Origin of the sequence: Lactococcus petauri, from assembly GCF_002154895.1 — a bacterium.
In the GTDB taxonomy this organism is placed as follows: Bacteria; Bacillota; Bacilli; order Lactobacillales; family Streptococcaceae; genus Lactococcus; species Lactococcus petauri.
Map to the genome: position 1 here is coordinate 209886 of NZ_MUIZ01000002.1, position 21470 is coordinate 231355.

The following is a 21470-nucleotide window of genomic DNA, read 5'->3' on the forward strand; positions in this document are numbered from 1 at the left end:
ACATCTGTTGATAATAAAAAAAACGATGAACTCAAATGCTGTACTAGCGACTGATGATAAAGGCATAGAGTACATACTTTTAGGCAAAGGGATTGGTTACGGTAAAAAAATAGGAGCAGCTGTAGAAGAAGATACAGTTAATCAAACGTTTATTCCCTTAAAAAGTTCAAATCTAAAGGAATATATGGGAATTTTAGAAGCTATTCCTCCAGAACTGTTAGAAATAACTCGAGAAATAGTTTCAGAAGCTGAGCGTGTATTAGACTGCAAACTCAATCCTAGTATATACTTTATGCTTGGTGATCATTTAAACTTTGCAGTAGAACGATTTAGAAGTAATATATCTATAACAAATAGGGTTTTTTGGGAAATAAAAACTTATTATCCTAAAGAGTTTAAGTTGGGAGAATATTCCTTAAAAATCTTAAAAAAAGAGTGTGGCGTGGTTTTACCGCAAGAAGAAGCTGCAAATATCGCGTTTCATATTATCAATGCTCAAGTCAAATCAGGGCTTCAAGCAGATGGGATGAACTATGCAAAACTCATATCATCCATCAATAGTATTATACGATATAGCATTAGTGAAGAAATAGATACAGATAATGTAAACTATCAAAGGTTTATTACACATTTAAAATTTTTTGCAGAGCGATTTTTTAGTGATAGTCTTCTAGATGAAAGCAACAACCAGCTCTTCGAGCAAATAGTTATGATGTATCCCCAAGCGGTAGAGATATCCTTTCTTATTAAAGACCATATCGAAGCCATTTATTCTAAAAAAATCACAAAAGATGAAATCACTTATTTAACTATTCATATCAATCGCTTACTTAATTCGCATAAAATAGAAAAGCAAAACGATAAAAAATAGTAGTGTAACTCTTAATTTGTATTTGTAGAAAGTCTGATAAGAAGGATATTCTTGGCGCTACAAGAAATAAAAAAGAACTGTAAAAATAAAACAACAATAGTAAAGTGAAAAACCCTCAGCTATTCAAACAGCTGAGGGTTTTATATTTTAAGTAACCTGAAAATCAGATAAAAACAACTAAAAAAATGATAGAATAGGACTTAAGCAACCCCCAAAAAATTGAATTTTATAGTTTGCAGGCTCTTGTCTGCGGACTTTATGAAAAAGGAGAAAACGATGCCTGATACGATTCGTGTCATTGCAGATAAGGTCAATAATTTAAAGAATGTATCGCTTGAAATCCCCAAGAAGAAAATAACAGTCTTTACTGGTGTTTCGGGCTCTGGGAAATCAAGCCTTGTTTTTGATACTCTTGCCGATGAGTCACAACGCCTCTTAAATGAAACCTTGCCGGCATTTGTTCGACAGTTTCTGCCCAAATACGAACGTCCTGATGTGGAGCGGATTGAAAATCTTCCGGCCTCCATCGTCATTGACCAAAAAACTTTAGGGGGCAATGCCCGCTCGACTCTTGCGACAATCACTGATATTGCACCTGTTATTCGTCAACTTTTTGCAGGTGGAGGAAGCCCCCAGCTTGGAGCAGACCATTTTTCGTTTAATCTTCCAGCGGGCATGTGTCCAGAATGTCAAGGTATTGGTAAAAAACTAGAGTTGAAAATGGAGCTTTTTATTGATAAAGAACGCTCACTTAATAATGGTGCAGTTCTTTTTAAGCCTTACCAAAAAATCACCAAAATGTATGTAGAGAATGGTCTTTTTGATGGTGAAAAATTATTGAAAGATTATACAGAAGAGGAGCTGGATCGCCTATATCACGGCAAAGAAGTCGGCAAAATCAAAATGGGCGAATACAATCTTACCTACGAGGGAATAGTTGACAAGTTTAATCGTGGTTTCTTGCAAAAAGAAGGTGACTTGTCTGCAGGTGCCCAAAAGACACTTGCGACTTACACGCATGAAGCAGTTTGTCCAGTCTGCCAAGGGAAACGTTTAAACCAAGAAGCGCTAGCAGTGCGCTGGTCTGGCTATAGCTTTGCGGATTTGATGAGTATGGAGCTGACAGACTTAAGTGATGCTCTGGCTCCACACGAGGGAACAGAACACCTTAAACAACAAATTGATCATCTGATCGACCTTGGTTTAGGTTATCTCAGTCTTGATCGAGAAACGACGACTTTATCTGGTGGAGAATCTCAGCGTGTAAAATTAGTAAAGCATTTAAATAACGCGCTATCGGATATGCTCTATATTTTTGATGAACCCTCTGTTGGTCTGCATCCGAGGGATGTGGCTCGTATTAATAGCATCTTTACAAAGTTGCGAGATAAAGGAAATACTGTGCTTATTATTGAGCATGATCCGGATGTCATCAAAATTGCTGATTGGGTGATAGAAGTTGGACCTGGTGCTGGTGTACATGGTGGTGAAATTATGTTTGAAGGAAGCTATGAGCAGCTTCTTCAATCTGATTGTTTAACGGGAAAATATCTTTCTAAGATGACAACGATTAACGAAAAACCAAGACATCCTGTTCACTTTTATCAAGGAGAAATTTCAAACGCTAACAACCTTAAAAATGAACATCTTGATATTCCTCAAGGGATTCTCACCGTTTTGACCGGTGTAGCTGGTTCAGGAAAATCAACACTTGTAGAGCATTCTTTACGAGCAACTTATCCAGAAGCTATTATGGTGACACAAGCAAGTCTAGCTGCCAACAGTCGTTCGAATCCAGCGACTTTTATAGGCATTATGGATAACATCAGAAAAGCCTTTGCAAAAGTGAATGAAGTTAAGCCTAGTCTATTCAGCTACAACTCCGAAGGCGCGTGCCCCGCTTGTGAAGGTAGAGGTTATATCGAATCTAACTTGGCATTTATGGAAACAGTGAAACAAACCTGTGAAGTTTGTCAGGGGAAACGTTACAAGATGGAAGCTCTAGCCTTTAAATATCAAGGAAAAGATATTACGGAAGTCCTAGACTTAACGATTGAAGAAGCATTGGATTTTTTCAAGTCTGCTCCAGCGATTAAGAAAAAAATAAAAGCTATGAACGAAGTAGGACTTGGTTATCTGACATTGGGACAGCCAACGAGTACTTTATCTGGTGGTGAACGTCAGCGCTTGAAGTTGGCTAATGAGTTTTATCAAAAAGGAAATCTTTTTATTCTGGATGAACCATCAACAGGTCTGCATCTGTCTGATATTAGCCGTCTGATGAAGATTATGAAACATTTTGTTGACCAAGGCAATACCTTGGTCGTGATTGAACATCAGTTAGATATCATTCGCCAGGCGGACTGGATTATTGATATAGGTCCAGAAGGTGGCTCAGCTGGTGGCCAAGTGATTTACGCAGGACCGCCAGCTGGGTTACGAAATTGTTCAGCTTCACTTACTGCCCAATATATCTAATAGGAGAAATAAAGATGTTACAAGTTATTCTGCATATTGATGAAAACAACAAATGGAACACACTCCTCTCTAACGTAAAGAATCTCAAAGAATGGCTCACTCAGAATAAAGAACCTGGCAAGATTGAGATTTTAGTGAATGGAGAAGCAGTAGAAATGGTACTGAAGTCCTCACCAGTGGATCTTGTGGAAGTCTTCAAAAGAGACGTCAAAGTTGCCGTTTGCCAAAATTCTTTAAACATGAGAGGATACAAAGTAGAAAGCCTACAAGAAGGTTGTACAGTTGTGCCCGCTGGTATTGTGGAACTCGTCCAAAAACAGAACTCAGGCTTTGCATATGTTAAACCATGAGATACTTTACTTTCAATATAGAGCATAAAATCATCCCAGACTATCGGGATGATTTTTTTTAGCTATATAGTATATTTGAAATAAAAAAGACCTCCTATGAGATCTTTTATTTTTAATTATTCAGCAGTTTTCACAGCAACTTCGCCAGAAACTTTAAATTGGTTAGCGGCATCCAATTCTTTGTAGGCATCCAATTGTTCTTGAGTTGCGAAGTAAAGGTTACCATTGATTTCAGATGGGATTGTTTTGCCATCTGTACCTTTCATATCGCGAGCTTTGATTGATGCATTTTCTGCAACGTAAACATCACCTTTAATGTTACCACCTTCGAGGTCAAAGCCAGGTGATTTAATGATCAAACGTTTTGTAGTCAAAGTAAATGAATCTGTGACTTGGTGTTTGTCGTTTTGGGCGATCAATGCCAATGTACGTTGAATTTGGCCGCTCTCGTTCATGAAGATACCATCAACAGTGATGTCTTTATCAGCCGCATCGATATCTGAGTTACCAGATACTAACCAAGCACCTTTAGCGCTCAAGCCTGAAGCTAAAACATCAGCTGCATCTGTACCAGTTGTTGCACCAGTTTGAGTATCAGGTCCGTTACCTTCAAATTCGTGAGTTACTTCACCGTGTTCACCAATAGTGATTGCACCCATAGGGAATTCAAGAACTTCACCTTCGACAACTTTAGTTTCACCTGTTACTTTTGGTTTTTGCTCTTCAGGAAGTTTATTATAAGCATCCATGAGGTCCTGACTTGCAAAAGTCAAGTTACCGTCGATAGTTGCTTTACCTTCAACACCTTTACCGCTTTGTGCACCGAATCCAGGTGCGAAGACAGCTACATCACCTTTAATTGTACCATTAGAAAGCTTGAAACCAGGTGATTTTACTTCAACTTTATCAACAGTCAAAGTGTAACGGTCAGTTACAACGTGATCAGCATCTTGTGCGTAAGCTGCAAATTTACGTGCAATTTGGTTTTTGCTAGCATAAACACCCTCAACAGTCAAAGTTTTACCTGAAGCATCCATATCTTTTGTGATTGCTGCCAACCATGAACCGTTTTTAGACAAACCTTTTTGTAAATCTTCGAAACTGTTTGCTCCAGCAGTTGCTCCTGTGAAGGCATCAGCTGATTTGCTGCTGTCAGATTGTTCAGTTTTCGCATCGTTGTTGCCGTTTGCTGAGTCATTGTTGTTGCCACATGCTGCAAGCAAGAAGATTGAAGCTGCTGACAAAGTTACGATTGAAGCCAATTTAGTGGTTTTCATTTAGATTCTCCTAAATAATAAATTTGAATTGAGTTTGGGAGTGGTTATGAAATCGCTCGCAAACCTCGACACTTTAATTCTAACTTAAAAAAAAATAAAAAGCAAGAATTTGCCGGTTTATTCACAAAATTAAAAAGTGCATCTTTTCCATACAAATTGCAAGACATAAGAGAAAATTACTGCATTGTATACCTTACTTTATGACATCTATCTGCAATAGATTGCTTAGGGTTTCTGTGTGTTTAATTGTTTTTCATCCTAAAAAATAACCTTAGAAGAAGAGATAACATCAAAAATTTAATAGTGTTCAAATGTAGATGTCTCATGAATGTGCCAATACTTTAATTCTATCTACTTTGACAATAACATTAAGAAATGTTACTATTGATTACAGTTGATGTAACTTAAAAGAAACAAAAGTAATGTTCGTCGATGAAGAAAGTTAATAAAGAAAGAAATTGAGGAAAAAATCAATGAAACGCCGAAGTAGACTTCTAGCTGTCCTTGGAATTGCAGCCTTATCTCTGACCTTAGTCGCATGTGGGAACAACCAAGCAGCTTCTGAGCCGGAAAAAGAAGCAGATACTGCTGCAGGAGCCACTAAAGAAGTAAGCTATACACCAGCCTCTGAGCTCAAAGATCGTTATGATGTTGTCATCGTAGGAGCAGGTGGTGCTGGGATGGCCGCAGCCCTCCAGGCACAAGAGGCAGGCATGAATCCGGTTATTTTAGAAAAAATGCCTGTAGCTGGGGGAAACACTTTGAAATCTTCCGGTGGAATGAATGCATCAGAAACTAAATTCCAAGAAAAAGCAGGCATTAAAGATTCAAACCAACTGTTTTTTGATGATACCTTAAAGGGTGGTAATAACACTAATGATCAAGACTTGTTGCACTATTTGGTGGATAATTCTGCTGAAGCCATTGATTGGTTAGATACAATGGGAATTACCTTAGATAATATCAGCTATAGTGGCGGTGCTAGCGTTAAACGTATCCATCGTCCTACAGATGGCTCAGCAGTTGGTACTTACTTAGTAGATGGCTTGCTAAGGAACATCCAAGAGAAAGAAATCCCCTTGTTTGTAAATGCTGATGTGAAAGCAATCAATGAAAAAGATGGAAAAGTAACAGGTGTTAAGGTTAAAATTGAAGGGCAAGAAAAGGAAATTGCTGGCGATGCAGTCGTAGTAACTACAGGTGGTTTTGGATCTAATAAGGAATTGATTGAAGAAAAACGCCCGGATCTTAAAGGTTATGTCAGCACAACTTCTAAAGGGAGTACCGGTGATGGCATCAAGATGATTAAATCTCTTGGTGGTGCACTTGTCGATATGGATCAAATCCAAGTTCACCCAACTGTTGTTCAAGATACAGGCATGTTGATTACGGAAACTGTACGAGGTGAAGGAGCTATTCTTGTGAACCAACAAGGAAAACGTTTCTTTAATGAACTAGAGACTCGTGATAATGTTTCAGCTGCAATTACTGCTTTGCCTGAAAGCTATGCTTACCTGATTTTTGATAATGCGTTAGCAGAAAAAGCTAAACAATTGGAACACTATAGAGAAGAGGGTGTTGTAGTCGAAGCGGATACTATTGAAGAGTTGGCGAAAAAAATTGACATGAATCCCGAAGCTTTAAAAACGACTTTAGATAAATGGAACCAATCGGTTGCGGAACAAACCGATAAGGAATTCGGTCGTAAAACTGCTATGGATTATGATTTGAAAGAAGGACCTTTCTGCGCAATCCAAATTGCTCCAGGTATCCATCACACAATGGGTGGTGTAAAAATTAATACTAAAACTCAAGTATTGAAAGAAGACGGCTCTCCAATTACGGGCTTATATGCAGCAGGCGAAGTAACAGGTGGTATTCACGGACAAAACCGTATTGGTGGTAACGCTGTTGCGGATATCATGGTGTTTGGACGTCAAGCCGGACTCCAAGCAGCAGAGTATGTAAAAGCAGAATAGAATGAGTTCTAAAAAACCAGATGAATGATGATTCTGGTTTTTTAATAGTTTCTTTTCTGATATAGCATTCACTTTATAAAGTAAAGAAAGTGTAACAATGAAAACAAACACCATCCTGAAAGTAATCGCACAAGTTGCCCTTTTTATCGGGTTGTCCTCTCTTATCTTTGACAATATTCTACCAGAACAAGTGCATTATTCTGCCCCTGTTCTGTGGGTGCTCATGATTTATCGTTTTTTAGGCGCAGTAAGTTTTGGTTATCTGGCACTCATTTTAATCAAAAATAAAAAGCTTTGGTTAATTTATAAAGAAAATGATTCCTCTCAAAGTAAATATTTAAACTGGAAAAATATCAAACCTCTTCCTTTTATATTTCTTAGTTATTACCTTTTTCACCTCTACATGATTTTTATGGAGAATTTAAATAACACTCATTTTGTAATTGGTTATCGCTCTTTAAACTTAGGCTTGTTAGTAGAGCAGTATCTTCCTCTGGTCCTGATCATTTTGTTTGTCCTTCGTTTAGTGCTTGATCTACCAGAAGGAAAGATTCCATCAAAACTTTTAAATGTCACAGCCGAGTTAAAAAAGGAACACTTTTATTGGGCCGTGCTCACGGCTCTTGCTTTTACGGATCATCTAGTCGCACGTTTGGTTTGGAATATTATTTTTGCTCCAGTTGATTCAACTGCGCCATTGCGTTTGATTTATGCTGATATGAGCATCCTTGGACGTCAGGATTTTATCCAACTTTTAGGAAATTTAGTCTTGATTTTTATAGTTATCGGCACCTTAAGTTACTTTATCGTCAAGGGTATTCAAGCCTTGACGACCAATAATATTAATTTTTCAGGTGCTTTAACGAGTAGTTTTTTATTGGCCCTTGTTTTTAACTTCCTTATCCAAGCTTCAATGCGTGTAAATGAAGGACGAATGTACTATGGATATGTTGTAACAGGAATTAATCTCTTTCAGATTCTGATATTAATGTTGATCTTTATGTTCATCTATATGGTGGTGAATCGTTATATGATTGCGACAGCGATAATTATCATTATTTTTGGTGGCTTTAGTCTTGGCAATGCAATAAAATTTTCAGTGCGTCAGGAGCCTATCTACGTTTCTGAACTTGCTTGGCTATCTAATCTGCAGAGTTTGGCTTCTTTTATAGATGGGAAGTTATTGGGAGTCTTTAGTTTTGCTCTCCTCAGCATTTCTTTCCTCACTGTTCTACTGAGCAGAAAGTTTTTCCAGGGCAAAATGATGACTTGGAAAGTAAGAACGATGGTGCTTCTAGGAATCATCTTGCTTTTCTTTCCAATCATGCAAAATTTTCAAAATCTGAATGAACCCAAACAACAAATTAACTTTCCCATCCTTAGTCAATATATACAGCGTTACAACAAAAGCCTTCTGTGGCGCGGCTCGCCCAAACTTGCTAGAGACAAATCTCTGTCATATGTCTGGCTCAAGAAAATATACGGAAAAACTATGGAAGAGCCTGAGGGATACAGTCCATCAAAGCTTAAAGAAATTGTCCAGCGTTACAGCAAGGAAGCGGAAAAAATTAATGAAAAACGGTCAGAAGACATATCTGATCAAACTGTCATTTATATCTTAAGTGAATCCTTGGCCAATCCAAATCGTATTAAAGGTGCAAATCTCTCAGAAAATCCTCTAAAAAATATTGACAAGATAAAAGCAGAAGCAACAGGTGGTTTGATGTACTCTAATGGTTTTGCGGGTGGCACAGCCAATATGGAAGCACAATCTTTGAGTGGTTTGCCGATGGTAAACTACTCAAGCAATATCTCGACCATTAATTCAGACGTGTTTCCGAGTATGCCTTTTATCCCTTCCATTTCAAATCAATTTTCCGAAAAAATTGCGTTGCATCCAGAAAATGCTGCCAACTATAACCGTAATACAATTTATAAAAAGCTTGGTTTTGATCATTTCTATGCGCTCTCAAATACTGAACAAGGGGATATCTTGACCAATCAAGAAACTTTGGATGGTTACGTTACAGATGCGCAAGTTTATCAAGAGGTCTTAGCCAAGATAGATCCTGAACGTTCGCAATTCTTTAGTGTCCTCACCATGCAAAACCACATGTCCTATGAAAAATACTCAGGCGCCTCAACAATCAAAGCGACTGGCGATGGTTATGATGAAGAGCAGAATAAATTCTTACAAAACTATGTTCGGAAAATTTCTGATACGGATAAAGAAACACAAAATTTCTTAGAAAAGCTACAGAAAATCAACAAAAAGATTAACGTTGTTTTTTATGGCGATCATCTTTCCAATGTCTTTCCGACTCATTATCCAAGTCTAAAAGCTGAGCCCTTAAAAGCTTATCAGACAGACTACTTTATCTGGAGCAACACAGGGAATATGCACAATAAACAAGAAGAGATAAATGCAGCAGAGTTCGCCCCAGCCTTGCTTGAAAGCACAGGGGCAAAAGTTTCTCCATATTATGCTCTTCTATCCAAAGTGATGTGGGAGATTCCGTCGCAATACAACTCTGCATTAGCTCCACAATTAACTTTTAATAACGCGCAGCAAAGATATAAGGAGGACTTAGAAATCATTCAATACGACTTAACGGCAGGGAAACATTATTTAAAGGAAAGTGATTCTTTCTTTCAATTATCAGAATAGAATCGAGAAACATGGAAACAGAAAAATTAAAAGACAGAGTTGAAAAGTTGGAGAGCAAACATAGAAAGATGACCATTGGATTATTTGTTCATGATATTGTCCTGATTGCTTTATCTGTGGCGGTGAGTTACTTGTTTTTTGGGTGAAGGTAATTTCTATAGAAGAGAAAGTTTTAACAAGAGGGTTAAAGCTTTTTTATTAAAAATGTCATCCAGGGATAAACAAAGTGAAATCTTGGTTATTGATTGAAATATAATTTCAATTAATATATAATGAAAGGGTATTCAAAGAAATATTGTTCTGCTGAATAGACATGTACGTTTTGCTGATTTCCTAAAAGAAGGAGTCAATCGCTAGTGGCTGAGCCGATGAACGTGCGCATATTTTATTTAAACAAGTGATCATTATTAGCTGGATTTACAGCTGATATGAAATAAAATTTACTTAAAGGAGTAAACATGCAAAAATTTCTCAAGTGGATTGAAACAAGATTGATGCCACCTATGACCAAAATTGGGATGCAACGCCATATGGTTGCTATACGTAACGGGGTTATCTCTACACTCTCCCTTATCCTGATAGGCTCTTTCATCATGGTTTTCGCCAATTTTCCGATTCCGGCTGTGGCGGAATGGTTAGCACCACATACAGCCAACTTAACAATTCCTTTTCGGATTACAATGGGTTTAATGGCAATCTATGCCTCCTTTGCCATGGGGGATTCTTTGGCTAAGTCTTATGATTTAGATGGTGTCACAGGAGGCGTTCTCTCATTAGCAGCTTTTTTGACTTTAACAATCCCTTTAAATGTCGATACTGTACTGACTGAAGCAGGCGAAGCGGCGATTGGTTGGGTCCTGCCTATGCAATACTTAGGTGGTGCAGGAATGTTCTCTGCGATTCTAACAATGATTTTCGCCGTGGAAATTTATCGTTTCTTCATCAAACGGGATATCACGATTAAAATGCCTGATGGAGTACCACCAGCAGTTGGTCGTTCATTCGGAGCATTATTACCAGGCGGATTTATTATTATCTTTCTCTGGATAGTACGTGTAATGCTCAATTTTGATATTAATGCCTTTATCATGAGCATTTTCAATCCAATTGCTGATCTGATGGGCAATAATATGTTTGGCGCTCTATTACCTATGATTTTTATCCATTTGCTTTGGGCGGCTGGTGTTCATGGAATGAACATTATCGGCTCCATTGTCCGTCCGATGTGGCTCATGATGCTTGATGCAAATATGGCTGCTATGGCTGATGGAACTCCGTTGACACAACTTCCTTATGTCGCACCAGAGCAATTTTATCAATGGTTTGTCACAATGGGCGGTGCGGGTGTAACATTGGTTCTTGTTTTCCTGCTCTTTATTTGTCGTGCCAAATATCTGAGAGATATGGCAAAACTGACCTTTGTACCAGGGCTATTTAATATCAACGAACCTTTAATCTTCGGTATGTCTTTGATGATGAATCCGGTCTTTACGATTCCTTTTGTTTTGAATCCCATAATCTTAACGATTGTTTCTTACAGTGCTGTCAGATTAGGATTGGTAAATGGTTTTGTGGCCAATGTGCCATGGACCTTACCTGCTCCAATTGGTGCTTATATGGCAACGGGGAATGACTGGCGTGCAATTATTCTTGTTTTAGTCAATCTCTTTATTGCTGGCTTAATTTATTATCCATTTGTAAAAATGTATGACAAGCAAATGCTTGAAGAAGAAAAGAAAGCAGCTGCTGAAACTGAAGGAGCATAGATTTAAGCGCTCATTATTTAAATAAAAGTTCACATATAGAAAGTGTATAGACTTATGTTATATTCGATTCTCTTTTTTATCGCTACAGTAATTGTTATCCTTCGCGCGCGCCATTTCTCTATCAAAGCAGAAAACTTTAAAAATAAATATTTGCGAAGCCGTTGGTTTTGGGGAATTATGAGCATGCTTGCTCTGACAATTGGTATTTTACTGCTCCCAAGTTTCCTTGTGCTACTAAAAATCCCTCTTATCATTTTTGCGGTATTCGCAGCAATGGTTTTCTTTGAAATGACACGACATGCGATTGAACGGGCTATGACCATCTATAATAAGAAAAATATAAATACATATGACAGCAAAGATATTCACGAAGTGAACAGTTTGAATTAATTTTAAAAGGAAGAACATATGAAACGATTAGGAATCTCGATCTATCCAGAACATAGTACACTTGAACAAGACAAGGCTTATATTGACCTTGCTCATAAATATGGCTTTAGCCGTATCTTTACCTGTTTATTGTCCGTCAATGGCGAAAAGGAAGAAATTTTACAGAATTTTAAGGAAACGATAAGCTATGCCAGAAGCAAAAATTTTGAAGTGACGGTTGATATTGCACCACGTATTTTTGATGAGTTGGGAATCTCATATGATGATTTATCTTTTTTTGCGGAGATGGGTGCGCATGGGATACGTTTAGATGTAGGTTTTACAGGTCAAGAAGAAGCCTTGATGACTTACAATCCCTATGGGCTCAAAATCGAGATCAATATGTCCAATGCGACAAAGTATATGGAAAATATTTTAAGTCATGTACCCAATCGCGACCTTTTAGTCGGCTGTCATAATTTTTATCCCAAGCGTTTCTCGGGGCTTTCTTATGAGTTCTTTGTCAAATGCTCAAAAATGTATAAGGAAAACTACATTCAGACGGCAGCTTTTGTTAATTCTCACGATGCAACTTATGGTCCCTGGCCAGTTATGGAAGGTTTAGCAACTCTGGAGATGCACCGTGATTTGCCCATCGAAGTTCAAGCACAGCATTTATCAGCTACAGGGTTGATTGACGATATTATTATTGGCAATGCTTATGCTTCAGAAGCGGAGATACAAAAGCTTGCTGCTCTCAACCGTCAGATGATGACTTTTGGTATTGAGCTTGACGAAGCAATTACAGAGTTAGAGCGTGTGATTGTAGAAGAAGAGCCGCATTTTTACCGTGGTGATATTTCTGAATATATGATTCGCTCCACGCAATCACGGGTAAAATACAAGTCTGAAGCCTTCCCTAAAGGAAATACACGTGATATTAGACGGGGTGACATTATTATTGAGAACGAAACATATGGTCAATATAAAGGAGAGCTGAACATAGCACTTAAGGACATGAAAAATTCAGGTAAAACAAATGTAGTTGCCCGAATCCGGGAAGAAGAAATCTTTCTTTTGGATTATTTACAAGCTTGGGAAAACTTTCAATTTCAAGTTAAAGGATAATTGAAAGATATGAAGATTATTATTGGCGTGGATGCTGGTGGAACAAAAACAGAAGCTGTAGCTTACGATAGAGATGGAAATTCTTTAGCACAGGCATATTCTTCCTATGGAAATGTATTGATTGATTTTACAGCAGCTTGTCATCATATTCAGCAAGCCATCAAAAGGTGCTTGAATGTATTACCTGATGCGGAGTTAGTTGCCCTTTCTTTAGGTGTGGCTGGAATAGGTTCAGGAAAATATAACGCAGAGCTTCAGCAAGCTTTATCCTCCTTTGGGGTTCCTATCCGGATAGAGACTGATGCACATATCGCACATGCGGCCTATTTCCCTAAGGGTGATGGTATTTTGACAATCGCAGGGACAGGTGCTGTCAGTTTTGGTCACAAAGGAGAAAAGCAAGTAATGACTGGTGGTTGGGGGCATCTGATCGGAGCCGATCGTGGCTCTGGATATTGGATTGCTCTTCAGGCTATTGAAAAGATGGCAAACGACGAAGACCACGGGAAACCTTTATCCCAACTTTCAAATGCGATTCTCCATTATCTTAACCTTCCTGATTCATTCGCAATAAAACGATTTGTCTACGGCGCACCTAAGAAAGAACTTGCAGCACTGACACCGATTATTGTTGCCGAAGCAAATAAGGACAGCATTTCAGCTCAAAATATTCTGAGAGAAGCAGGACAGTTTTTGGCACAGATAACAATTGATAACTATAACAAATTAGATCGGCCCCAAGCCATTGGCATTGCTTTAAAGGGCTCTGTCCTTTTGAAAATACCTCAAGTGCAGACAACATTTATACAAGAAGTAAAGAAATTTGTACCAACAGCCTCTATCATAACTGAAGAAGTATCCTCAACCCAAGGTGCATTTTCCCTGGCTTTGGCTGAATTATAAAAAGAATTTTTCGCAATATTCTTTGTGATTTTAAAAAAACACTTGAGCAATATTCTCAAGTGTTTTTATTATACGTTCTTCTCAACATTTATTCTTGACATATCAAAAAGATAGGTTTACAATTGTAAACATAGGAGGCGGGCATATGGAACTACATCATATATCTCTACTTACAGCTGACTTTGAGCAGAATTTTGATTTTTATGTTAATATTTTAGGCTTGCGTTTGGTGAAAAACTCTATTAATCAAGGTAATATCTATATGCGACATGTGTATTACGGTGACTTTATGGGGACTCTTGGAACTGTAGTGACTTTTTTTCCGGATCAACGCTTTGATGTAGAACGGCAAGATGGGAGTGACTATTTGTCCAGTATCCAATTCAAAATTCCTAAGGATTCTACTGAATACTGGGCGCAACGTTTTAAGAAGTTTGGCTTAGAATATCAACACACAGACAATACTTTACAGGTTCTTGATTTTGACAAGATTTTACTTGAGTTTATCGAAGTAGAAGAGCAAAATCAAGATGCCCACATCAATGTGCTGTCAGATGTACCTGCAGCTTTCCAAATCACAGGACTCTGGGGCAGTCGTCTTTACAGCTCAAATCTTGAGCAGACAAGGATCTTTTTCCAAGAGATACTGGGGAGTGAGGGAGGTATTACGCTTCTTCCCGCAACATCTAAAGAAGGCAAACGAGTCTGGGGGAGAGGGTCAATTGACCATATCGCTTTTGCAGTTCCTAACAGTAAAGCGCTCGATAATATATGGGAAAAAGCGCTAAGCTTAGGTTATGAGAGAGAATTATATGCGGATCGTGGTTATTTTCGATCGGTATATCTTAAAGAGCCAGGCGGTGTAAGGATTGAGTTTGCGACCCTAACTCCAGGCTTTACTCTGGATGAATCAGTTCAAGATTTGGGAAGCGATTTAGCTTTACCGCCACGTTATGAAGCAAAACGTCAAGAACTCTTGCGCTATTATCAAAAGCAAGGTGTTCATTTTAAAAAAAGAAAGAAGAAAATCATGAAAATTAAAGTACAACATCTTAACGGCCGTCAAGAAAGTAAAGAATTCGCTAACGTAGAAGAATTTGTTCTCCTCCAAAATCGTGAAATTCCTGCTTTAGAAGATTCAGCTAAAGTATTAGAACTCGAAATTGATGGTCAAAACCGCGAATTTGAAGGAAATATTGCTGCGCTTTATTTTGAATTGAGCAAATAATAAATTCCCGCCTGCTTGGCGATAATAATACATGGAGAAACAAAATGACAAGTGGACGTTTATCTGCATTTACAGATGGAATTGTCGCCATCTTAATTACTGTTATGGTTTTAAACCTGCGCATTCCTAAAGGTCCAAATTGGACAGACTTATTTGATATGGGATTTATTTTCTTAACCTATCTTGCAAGTTTTTACTTGTTAGCCATCTATTGGAATAACCATCATCACCTTTTCCATCTGGCTGAACGTGTTTCAGGAAGAATTCTGTGGTGGAATGTCGTGCTCTTATTTTTTATGAGTTTCATTCCCTTTACCACAAACTGGCTGTCTGAATTTTCAGGTTCAAAAACGCCTGAGATTGTTTATGCTGTAAATAACTTATTTATTGATATTATTTTCAATATCTTAAGCTACGAAATTTTTAAATCGAGAAATTATAAACTAAAGGACATGCATTGGGTTTGGAAAGGCGGTTTCTCCATCCTCATTTTAATGGTCGGAATTTTACTGACCGTTTTACTGCCTGTAGCTCAGATTTCATTAGTGGCAACGATCTTGAGTATGATTCCGTGGGTAATTCCAGATAAGCAGATTGAAAATTATGTCAATAAAAATTAAACAATCTATTGTCAAAAAAAGTGGCTCAACACAGTGTTTGGTCACTTTTATTTTGTTGTAAGAAACATAAATTGTGTTAAGATGAAGTGAGAGGAGAAGAAGCATGATCAGAAAAATGAAGGCTGAAGACCTGCAAAAAGTTGTAGAGCTTTGGCTGAGAGTTAATATTGCTAATCATCGGTTCATCAAGCGTGAGTACTGGCTGAAGCAAGCTGCAGCTGTTGAAGAAGCCATGAAAGATGCTGAAATATATGTTTACGAAGAAAACCAAAAAATCATTGCTTTTGTCGGTTTGATTGACCAATATATTGCAGGCATTTTTGTGAGTAATAGCAAGCAGTCTAAAGGTATTGGCAAATCACTTTTACAGCATATTAAAGCTTCAAGTCAAACGCTCTCTTTAAAAGTTTACCAGAAAAATGAAGGTGCTCTTCGTTTCTACCAAAGGGAAGGCTTTAAAATAGTGGCTGAAGGCTTAGATGAAGATAATAATGAAAAAGAGTTTTTGATGACTTGGAACTAAAAAGAACCATATTTTGGTTCTTTTTTGATTTTTACTCAATTGTTATAAAACTCAGGTAAGATGAACTGGTCATTATTTTCAAATTGTAAAGCGAGACTTAGCATCAATACTTCCGAGTTTTTCTGGCCCCAAAGTTGAACACCTTGTGGTAAATGTGTTTCTTCCTCCAAGTAAATTGGAAGTGACAAGGCAGGTTGTCCTGTGAGATTACTGATAAAGTTGTAAGGCGTGAAAGCCAAGGAGTTTTCGAACGCTTGTTCTATGGTTGAGATTTGTTCAGAAAAGTCGTATAACTCCATGTGTTTCATTTTTTCCGTAATGTTAGGATGGATGAGTTCTTCGTCCACTTTGGGGGCTGTTTTGGCTGTAGTCGGCGTTAAGAAGAGGTCAAAATTTTTAAAAATTTCTTCATCCAATGTGGCACATGCGCTATCCCACTTATTTAAAGCTTGAACATAAGAAGCAGCATCCGCATTACGACCAGCTTCTAACAAGGCATAAGTTAGTGGCTCTACATCACTGTTAATTATCTTGCGGTCATTAGCAATTTCCCAAGGTTTAAGCATAGCATATGTTTCAGCAGCATTCATTTGATAATATGTCTGAATCAAAGAGCGAGCATCGAAAGGAAAAGAAACCTCAGTTAGTTGATGACCTTGAGCTTTTAGAAAGTCTACGGCTTTTTGAAGAGCGGCCTTAGAGGTCTCCGAAAGCATTATTCCCGATACCGGTGATTCAAAGGAATAAGCAATGTTTAAAGCTTTGTTTGGTTCTGTGAGATGATGCAGTGCCTTCTTATCTAATAACTCTGTTTGATAAGGATCAGCTTCTTGTTTAAGTTGCATTTCGGCCACAAAACTTGCTGTATCACGTACAGAAATAGTTAAAGCTCCAGTAGTTGCTGCACCTTGCCAACCTCGGTAGTTTCCTGGGCCCTGTGGCATAAGACCTCGTGTCATTTTCAAACCAATAAGACCTGAAAAAGAAGCAGGAATACGTATGGAGCCACCACCATCAGAGGCGCCAGCCATAGGGAAAATCCCAGAAGCTACAGCGGAAGCAGCTCCACCTGAAGAGCCACCAGAGTAATAAGCTGTATTCCAAACATTACGTGTGTCGCCATAAAGAGCTGAGTCTGTAATATTTTTAAAACCAAATTCAGGAGAATTTGTTTGTCCGAAAGGCGTTAAGCCAGCTTTAAGAGCAGCTTTGACAAAGTTATCGTCTGAATGGGCCATATTGTCTTCAAAAAGTTTTGAACTCGAAGTTGACGGAAGTCCTGCATGATCTTGCCCCAGCATCTTTAGTGGAAAGGGAAGACCTGCGAAATAACCGTTTTCTGTTTTTGATAAATCAGCTTGAGCCTGATGCAAGTCATAGGCAACGACGGCATTGTATTGCGGATTGATTTTTTCCAGTTTTTTTTGAGTGTTTTGGAGTAATTCAGTAGCACTGATTTGACCAGCACGGATTTTTTCTGCCCAATATGTAGCGTCTTTAATCTTTCTCATCTTTCATATCTTCCTCTCTAGGAGTAAAATCGCCACCGAGGTATTTTTCAGAAAGTTTTTTCATCGTTCCATTTTCTTGAAGTTTTACCAAGGCTTTATCGACTTTCTGTTGTAGGTCTTTGTCTTCTTTTTCCTTACCAAAAATGAAATAGCTAAATCCTGTATGTTTATCTGTCTCGCCTAAATCAATTGGTTCGACTTTTAAATTATAAGCATGTTGCTGGATGATTTGTGTGAGGGAAATTTGATCGTAAATCACAAAGTCACTTTTTCCTGAGTCAACATCAGCAACATAAGAAGCTAATGGATAGCTGGCGTCCATATATTTTAAATTCATTGCTTTGTCAGGATTTTCCTTGTTCCAGTTTTCCAGCATTGTTGCGACTTGAACACCAGATAAGACTTCGGTGGTTTTACCGGCTAAGTCATTCAAAGATTTGACTTGTAACTCAGGTTTAACTGCTACCGATGTTGCTGACTTGGATAGAGGCAGTGAGTAATTGTATTTTTCTGCACGTTCAGGTGTCCAAGAAAGAGCATTTGCAGCCATTTGAAAACGTCCATTATCAATTCCAGACAGTACAGAATTAAAATCAATGACTTGGAATTTTAATTTGTATTCAGGAAGTTCTTTGAAAACAGCGCGTGCAAGTTCCACATCATAACCTGTTAACTTATTGTCCTCCATATAAGTATTAGGTTTTGAGTTAGCATTTGTGGCCACGATAATTTCCTTTGGCTCAGGCTTAACGCTTTCTTTTTTGCTGCAAGCGGTCAAAACCCCAAAAGAAGTGAGAGAAAATAAGGCTAGACCTAAAACTAATTTTTTATTCATTTATATATAATGGGTTTTTGCAAACCCTTCCTTTCTGTATATTTTTATTTTAGCAAATTTTAAAAATTCAGAAGCTTTTTATGTTTGGAAATTTTTGGTATGATCAAAAAGAACAAAAGAATAGGATAAAGGAGATAAAAATGGCAAAACATATCTTTACATCGCAAATTAATTGGCCCGGTGGACGTAATGCTATCGGAAAGCTAGAAACAGGCGCTTTGCAAGAGAAAATTTCGATTCCATCTGTGATGGATGGTCCAGGTGTGGGGACGAATCCAGACGAAATGCTCTTGGGAGCTGCAAGTACTTGTTATACGATTACACTGGCAGCTTTACTTGAACGCAATGAGATTGCAGTACTTGATTTTAAAGTTGAATCTGAAGCAACAGTTAGTGTTGAAAAAGGAGTTTTTACTTATGAAAAAATTGTCCATGACCTTTATTTGAAAATTGATGAAAAAACAGATTACGACAAGACTTATCGCCTTGCTCAATATGCCGAAACTTCTTGCATGATTTCGAGAGCCGTGCAAGGTAATGTTGCAATCGAAGCTAACATCCATCTAGAAAAGGAAAAAGCAAGTTAAGCAGATATTCCATTTTTATTTTGGTGGAGGGTAAGTATTAACATGATATAATAGCAGTAAAAGTTTCAAAAAATTCAATTCGAGAAAAAATAGAAATCTGGAAATAAAAATGACGATTGCTTATCCTAAAATACTCTCAAGCTCACAAGTAAAACCTTATCTTTTTCAAGCGCGGTTTGGCTTAGAAAGAGAAGGTCACCGTGTGGATTCATCAGGAAACATAAGCCACTTAAACCATCCGGTAGCACTTGGTTCGCGGAGCTTTCATCCTTATCTTCAAACTGACTTTTCAGAAACACAAATGGAAGCCATTACTCCAGTTTTTGAAGAGCCAAAGCAGGCGCTACAATTTATGGAGGCTCTTCATGACGTGATGATTCGCTCTCTTGAACAAGATGAGCTCCTCTGGGCCCAATCCATGCCACCCGCTTTGCCGGAAAATGAATCAAATATCCGTCTTGCCAATCTAGAAAAAAAAGAAGATGTCCTTTACCGTGAAGGTTTAGCAGAAAAATATGGCAAAAGAAAGCAAATGGTTTCTGGTATTCACTACAACTTTGAGTTTGGTGAGGATTTGCTAGAAGCGATGTGGAAGCAACAACGAGCGACAGATTTTAAAGCTTTCAAATCTGAAATTTATATGAAGCTCTCACGACAATATTTGCGCTATATGTGGATTATTACATATTGTTTAGGAGCTTCGCCACGTGTCAATGCTGGATTTTTTACTGATAGAAATGAAAAAATACAGGAACCTGTACGTTCTATTAGAAATTCTAAATTTGGCTATCGGAACACGCCTGATATTTTCGTAAGCTATCAGAGTCTTGAACAGTATTATGATGACTTGCAAACTTACGTCAAAAAGGGTGCACTCTCTGAGATGAAGGAGTTTTATTCTGCTGTTCGTTTACGTGGTGGAAAGCGGGCGGAAGAGTTGCTGGACGTGGGCGTTCAGTATGTCGAGTTTCGCAATTTTGACTTGAATCCTTTTGTGCGAGTCGGGTTGGATGAAGATACTGCTCGATTTATCCACCTTTTTAGCCTTTATCTGATATATAAAGAGGAAGAAGAGACGCCAGATGAAGCACAAAGATTAGGTTATACAATAAATGATGTTGTAGCTTTAGAAAATCCTTTAGAAAAAACAGCTTATTATAATGAAGGCAAGCTCTTTTTCGATCAGATGCGCAGGTTTGCCCAGAACTTAGAGTTTGCCCAAGATGATTTGACGCTGATTGATAAGTTTGCTCAAATGCTGGAAAAACCAGAAACCACAATTGCTGGACAGATGGAGCTGGCTTATCGTCAAGACAAAGCTTTTGCTTTGGACTTGTCTCGCAAATACCATCAGCAATCCTATAAACGTCCTTTTCAATTGGCAGGCTTTACACATCTTGAACTTTCGACGCAAAACTTGCTTTTTGATGCTATTCAAAAAGGCTTAAAAGTTGAAATTTTAGATGCACAAGACCAGATGATTGCTTTAAGTTATAAATCTCATACAGAAATTATCGAAAAAGGAAATATGACTTCGAAAGATTCCATGGTCGCTTATGCCATTATGGAAAATAAAGTGGTCACGAAAAAGCTGCTCAGTCGGGCACATTTAAAAACTCCGCAAGGGCAAGAATTTAGCAATTTAGCAACTGCACAGGCTGCCTTTCCACTTTTCGAATCGGCCGCAATTGTTGTCAAGCCTAAATCAACGAATTATGGCATAGGAATTTCTATCTTTAAAAAACCAGCGACACAAGAACAGTTTTATAAAGCTCTAGAAATTGCGTTCCGAGAAGATAAAGAAGTTCTTGTTGAACGATTTGTTTCTGGTACCGAATACCGTTTCTTTGTGCTGGATGGCAAGACAAGGGCAGTCCTTCGCCGGGATGCCGCACATGTTATTGGTGATGGAGTATCCACGCTCAGCCAACTGGTCGCACAGAAAAATGAGAACCCTCTACGTGGCCACGATCATCGTTTCCCCTTGGAAAAAATCCAGATTACTGCCACCGAAAAACTTATGCTGAACGTCCAAGGTTATACGGAACAGAGTATCCCTGGAAAAGACGTAAAGGTAAACCTCCGAGAAAATTCTAATGTATCGACAGGCGGAGACTCTATCGATGTCACGGATGAGATGCCTGAAATCTATAAGAACATTGCTGAAAAAGCTGCTGAAGCTTTGCAAGTCAAGATCACTGGAGTGGATATACTGATCGAAGATCTCAATGATAGCTTGGGTGAAAAGTACAGTATAATTGAAGCTAACTTTAATCCTGCTATGCTTTTCCATCTCTATCCGTTGAAAGGGAAAGGTCGTCGGGTAACTATGGACGTTTTGCAATTCCTTTTTCCAGAAATTTTTGCCTAATAAATA

18 protein-coding genes are annotated in these 21470 nt (G+C 38.2%); 15 read left to right on the forward strand and 3 right to left on the reverse strand.

The annotated features are described in order from the left end of the window. Positions 1-7 precede the first annotated feature (7 nt). From BZZ03_RS03705 to BZZ03_RS03715, 3 genes are all read left to right on the forward strand, one after another. A complete protein-coding gene (locus tag BZZ03_RS03705; RefSeq protein WP_019293461.1) occupies positions 8-871 on the forward strand; it encodes a PRD domain-containing protein in 864 nt (287 codons plus the stop codon). Positions 872-1147: 276 nt separating this feature from the next. Then, complete coding sequence (locus tag BZZ03_RS03710) at positions 1148-3349, forward strand: ATP-binding cassette domain-containing protein (RefSeq protein ID WP_086582549.1); 2202 nt, start codon at positions 1148-1150, stop codon at positions 3347-3349. A gap of 14 nt (positions 3350-3363) precedes the next feature. Continuing rightward, positions 3364-3699, forward strand: a complete 336-nt coding sequence (locus BZZ03_RS03715) for a DsrE family protein (RefSeq protein WP_019292332.1) — start codon at positions 3364-3366, stop codon at positions 3697-3699. Positions 3700-3815: 116 nt separating this feature from the next. Here the strand turns inward: BZZ03_RS03715 and BZZ03_RS03720 are convergent, their stop codons facing one another. After that, on the reverse strand, positions 3816-4976 hold the full coding sequence (locus tag BZZ03_RS03720) for a hypothetical protein (RefSeq protein ID WP_019293462.1): 1161 nt from the start codon (positions 4974-4976) through the stop codon (positions 3816-3818). Between the two features lie 473 nt (positions 4977-5449). Here BZZ03_RS03720 and BZZ03_RS03725 point away from each other — a divergent pair, with 473 nt between their 5' ends. From BZZ03_RS03725 to BZZ03_RS03770, 10 genes are all read left to right on the forward strand, one after another. Further along, entirely contained in the window at positions 5450-6955 is a 1506-nt protein-coding gene (locus tag BZZ03_RS03725) for a flavocytochrome c (RefSeq protein ID WP_086582550.1), read from the forward strand. A gap of 97 nt (positions 6956-7052) precedes the next feature. Further along, entirely contained in the window at positions 7053-9623 is a 2571-nt protein-coding gene (locus BZZ03_RS03730) for an LTA synthase family protein (protein WP_198943945.1), read from the forward strand. A gap of 11 nt (positions 9624-9634) precedes the next feature. Beyond that, positions 9635-9769, forward strand: coding sequence for a hypothetical protein (locus BZZ03_RS12345; protein ID WP_259294796.1), 135 nt, complete (start codon positions 9635-9637; stop codon positions 9767-9769). A gap of 312 nt (positions 9770-10081) precedes the next feature. Beyond that, the gene (locus BZZ03_RS03735; RefSeq protein WP_086582551.1) at positions 10082-11389 is read left to right on the forward strand and encodes a PTS sugar transporter subunit IIC; all 1308 of its coding nucleotides are present in this window, start codon (positions 10082-10084) and stop codon (positions 11387-11389) included. Between the two features lie 54 nt (positions 11390-11443). Further along, positions 11444-11779: a hypothetical protein gene (locus BZZ03_RS03740; RefSeq protein WP_086582552.1), complete on the forward strand. Its 336-nt coding sequence runs from the start codon at positions 11444-11446 to the stop codon at positions 11777-11779. A gap of 18 nt (positions 11780-11797) precedes the next feature. Further along, positions 11798-12886, forward strand: a complete 1089-nt coding sequence (locus tag BZZ03_RS03745) for a DUF871 domain-containing protein (protein WP_086582553.1) — start codon at positions 11798-11800, stop codon at positions 12884-12886. Positions 12887-12895: 9 nt separating this feature from the next. Further along, positions 12896-13789, forward strand: a complete 894-nt coding sequence (locus tag BZZ03_RS03750; RefSeq protein WP_233128951.1) for a BadF/BadG/BcrA/BcrD ATPase family protein — start codon at positions 12896-12898, stop codon at positions 13787-13789. A 1030-nt stretch (positions 13790-14819) separates the two neighbouring features. Beyond that, positions 14820-15017 carry a hypothetical protein gene (locus BZZ03_RS12380; RefSeq protein ID WP_019292325.1) on the forward strand — a complete coding sequence of 66 codons (198 nt, stop codon included), beginning with the start codon at positions 14820-14822 and terminating at the stop codon, positions 15015-15017. Positions 15018-15061: 44 nt separating this feature from the next. After that, positions 15062-15637 carry a TMEM175 family protein gene (locus tag BZZ03_RS03765; RefSeq protein WP_019293474.1) on the forward strand — a complete coding sequence of 192 codons (576 nt, stop codon included), beginning with the start codon at positions 15062-15064 and terminating at the stop codon, positions 15635-15637. Between the two features lie 103 nt (positions 15638-15740). Further along, the gene (locus tag BZZ03_RS03770; protein ID WP_019292323.1) at positions 15741-16160 is read left to right on the forward strand and encodes an N-acetyltransferase; all 420 of its coding nucleotides are present in this window, start codon (positions 15741-15743) and stop codon (positions 16158-16160) included. Positions 16161-16195: 35 nt separating this feature from the next. On the opposite strand, the gene BZZ03_RS03775 is transcribed toward BZZ03_RS03770, so the two are convergent. Together BZZ03_RS03775 and BZZ03_RS03780 are read right to left on the reverse strand one after the other, a co-directional pair. Beyond that, the gene (locus BZZ03_RS03775; protein WP_086582555.1) at positions 16196-17671 is read right to left on the reverse strand and encodes an amidase family protein; all 1476 of its coding nucleotides are present in this window, start codon (positions 17669-17671) and stop codon (positions 16196-16198) included. Then, positions 17658-18506, reverse strand: a complete 849-nt coding sequence (locus BZZ03_RS03780; protein WP_086582556.1) for a transporter substrate-binding domain-containing protein — start codon at positions 18504-18506, stop codon at positions 17658-17660. Before BZZ03_RS03780 ends, BZZ03_RS03775 begins: the two co-directional genes overlap by 14 nt. A gap of 140 nt (positions 18507-18646) precedes the next feature. Here BZZ03_RS03780 and BZZ03_RS03785 point away from each other — a divergent pair, with 140 nt between their 5' ends. Next, a complete protein-coding gene (locus BZZ03_RS03785) occupies positions 18647-19093 on the forward strand; it encodes an SACOL1771 family peroxiredoxin (protein WP_086582557.1) in 447 nt (148 codons plus the stop codon). Between the two features lie 109 nt (positions 19094-19202). Further along, positions 19203-21464, forward strand: coding sequence for a bifunctional glutamate--cysteine ligase GshA/glutathione synthetase GshB (gene gshAB, locus BZZ03_RS03790; protein ID WP_086582558.1), 2262 nt, complete (start codon positions 19203-19205; stop codon positions 21462-21464). Positions 21465-21470 lie beyond the last annotated feature (6 nt).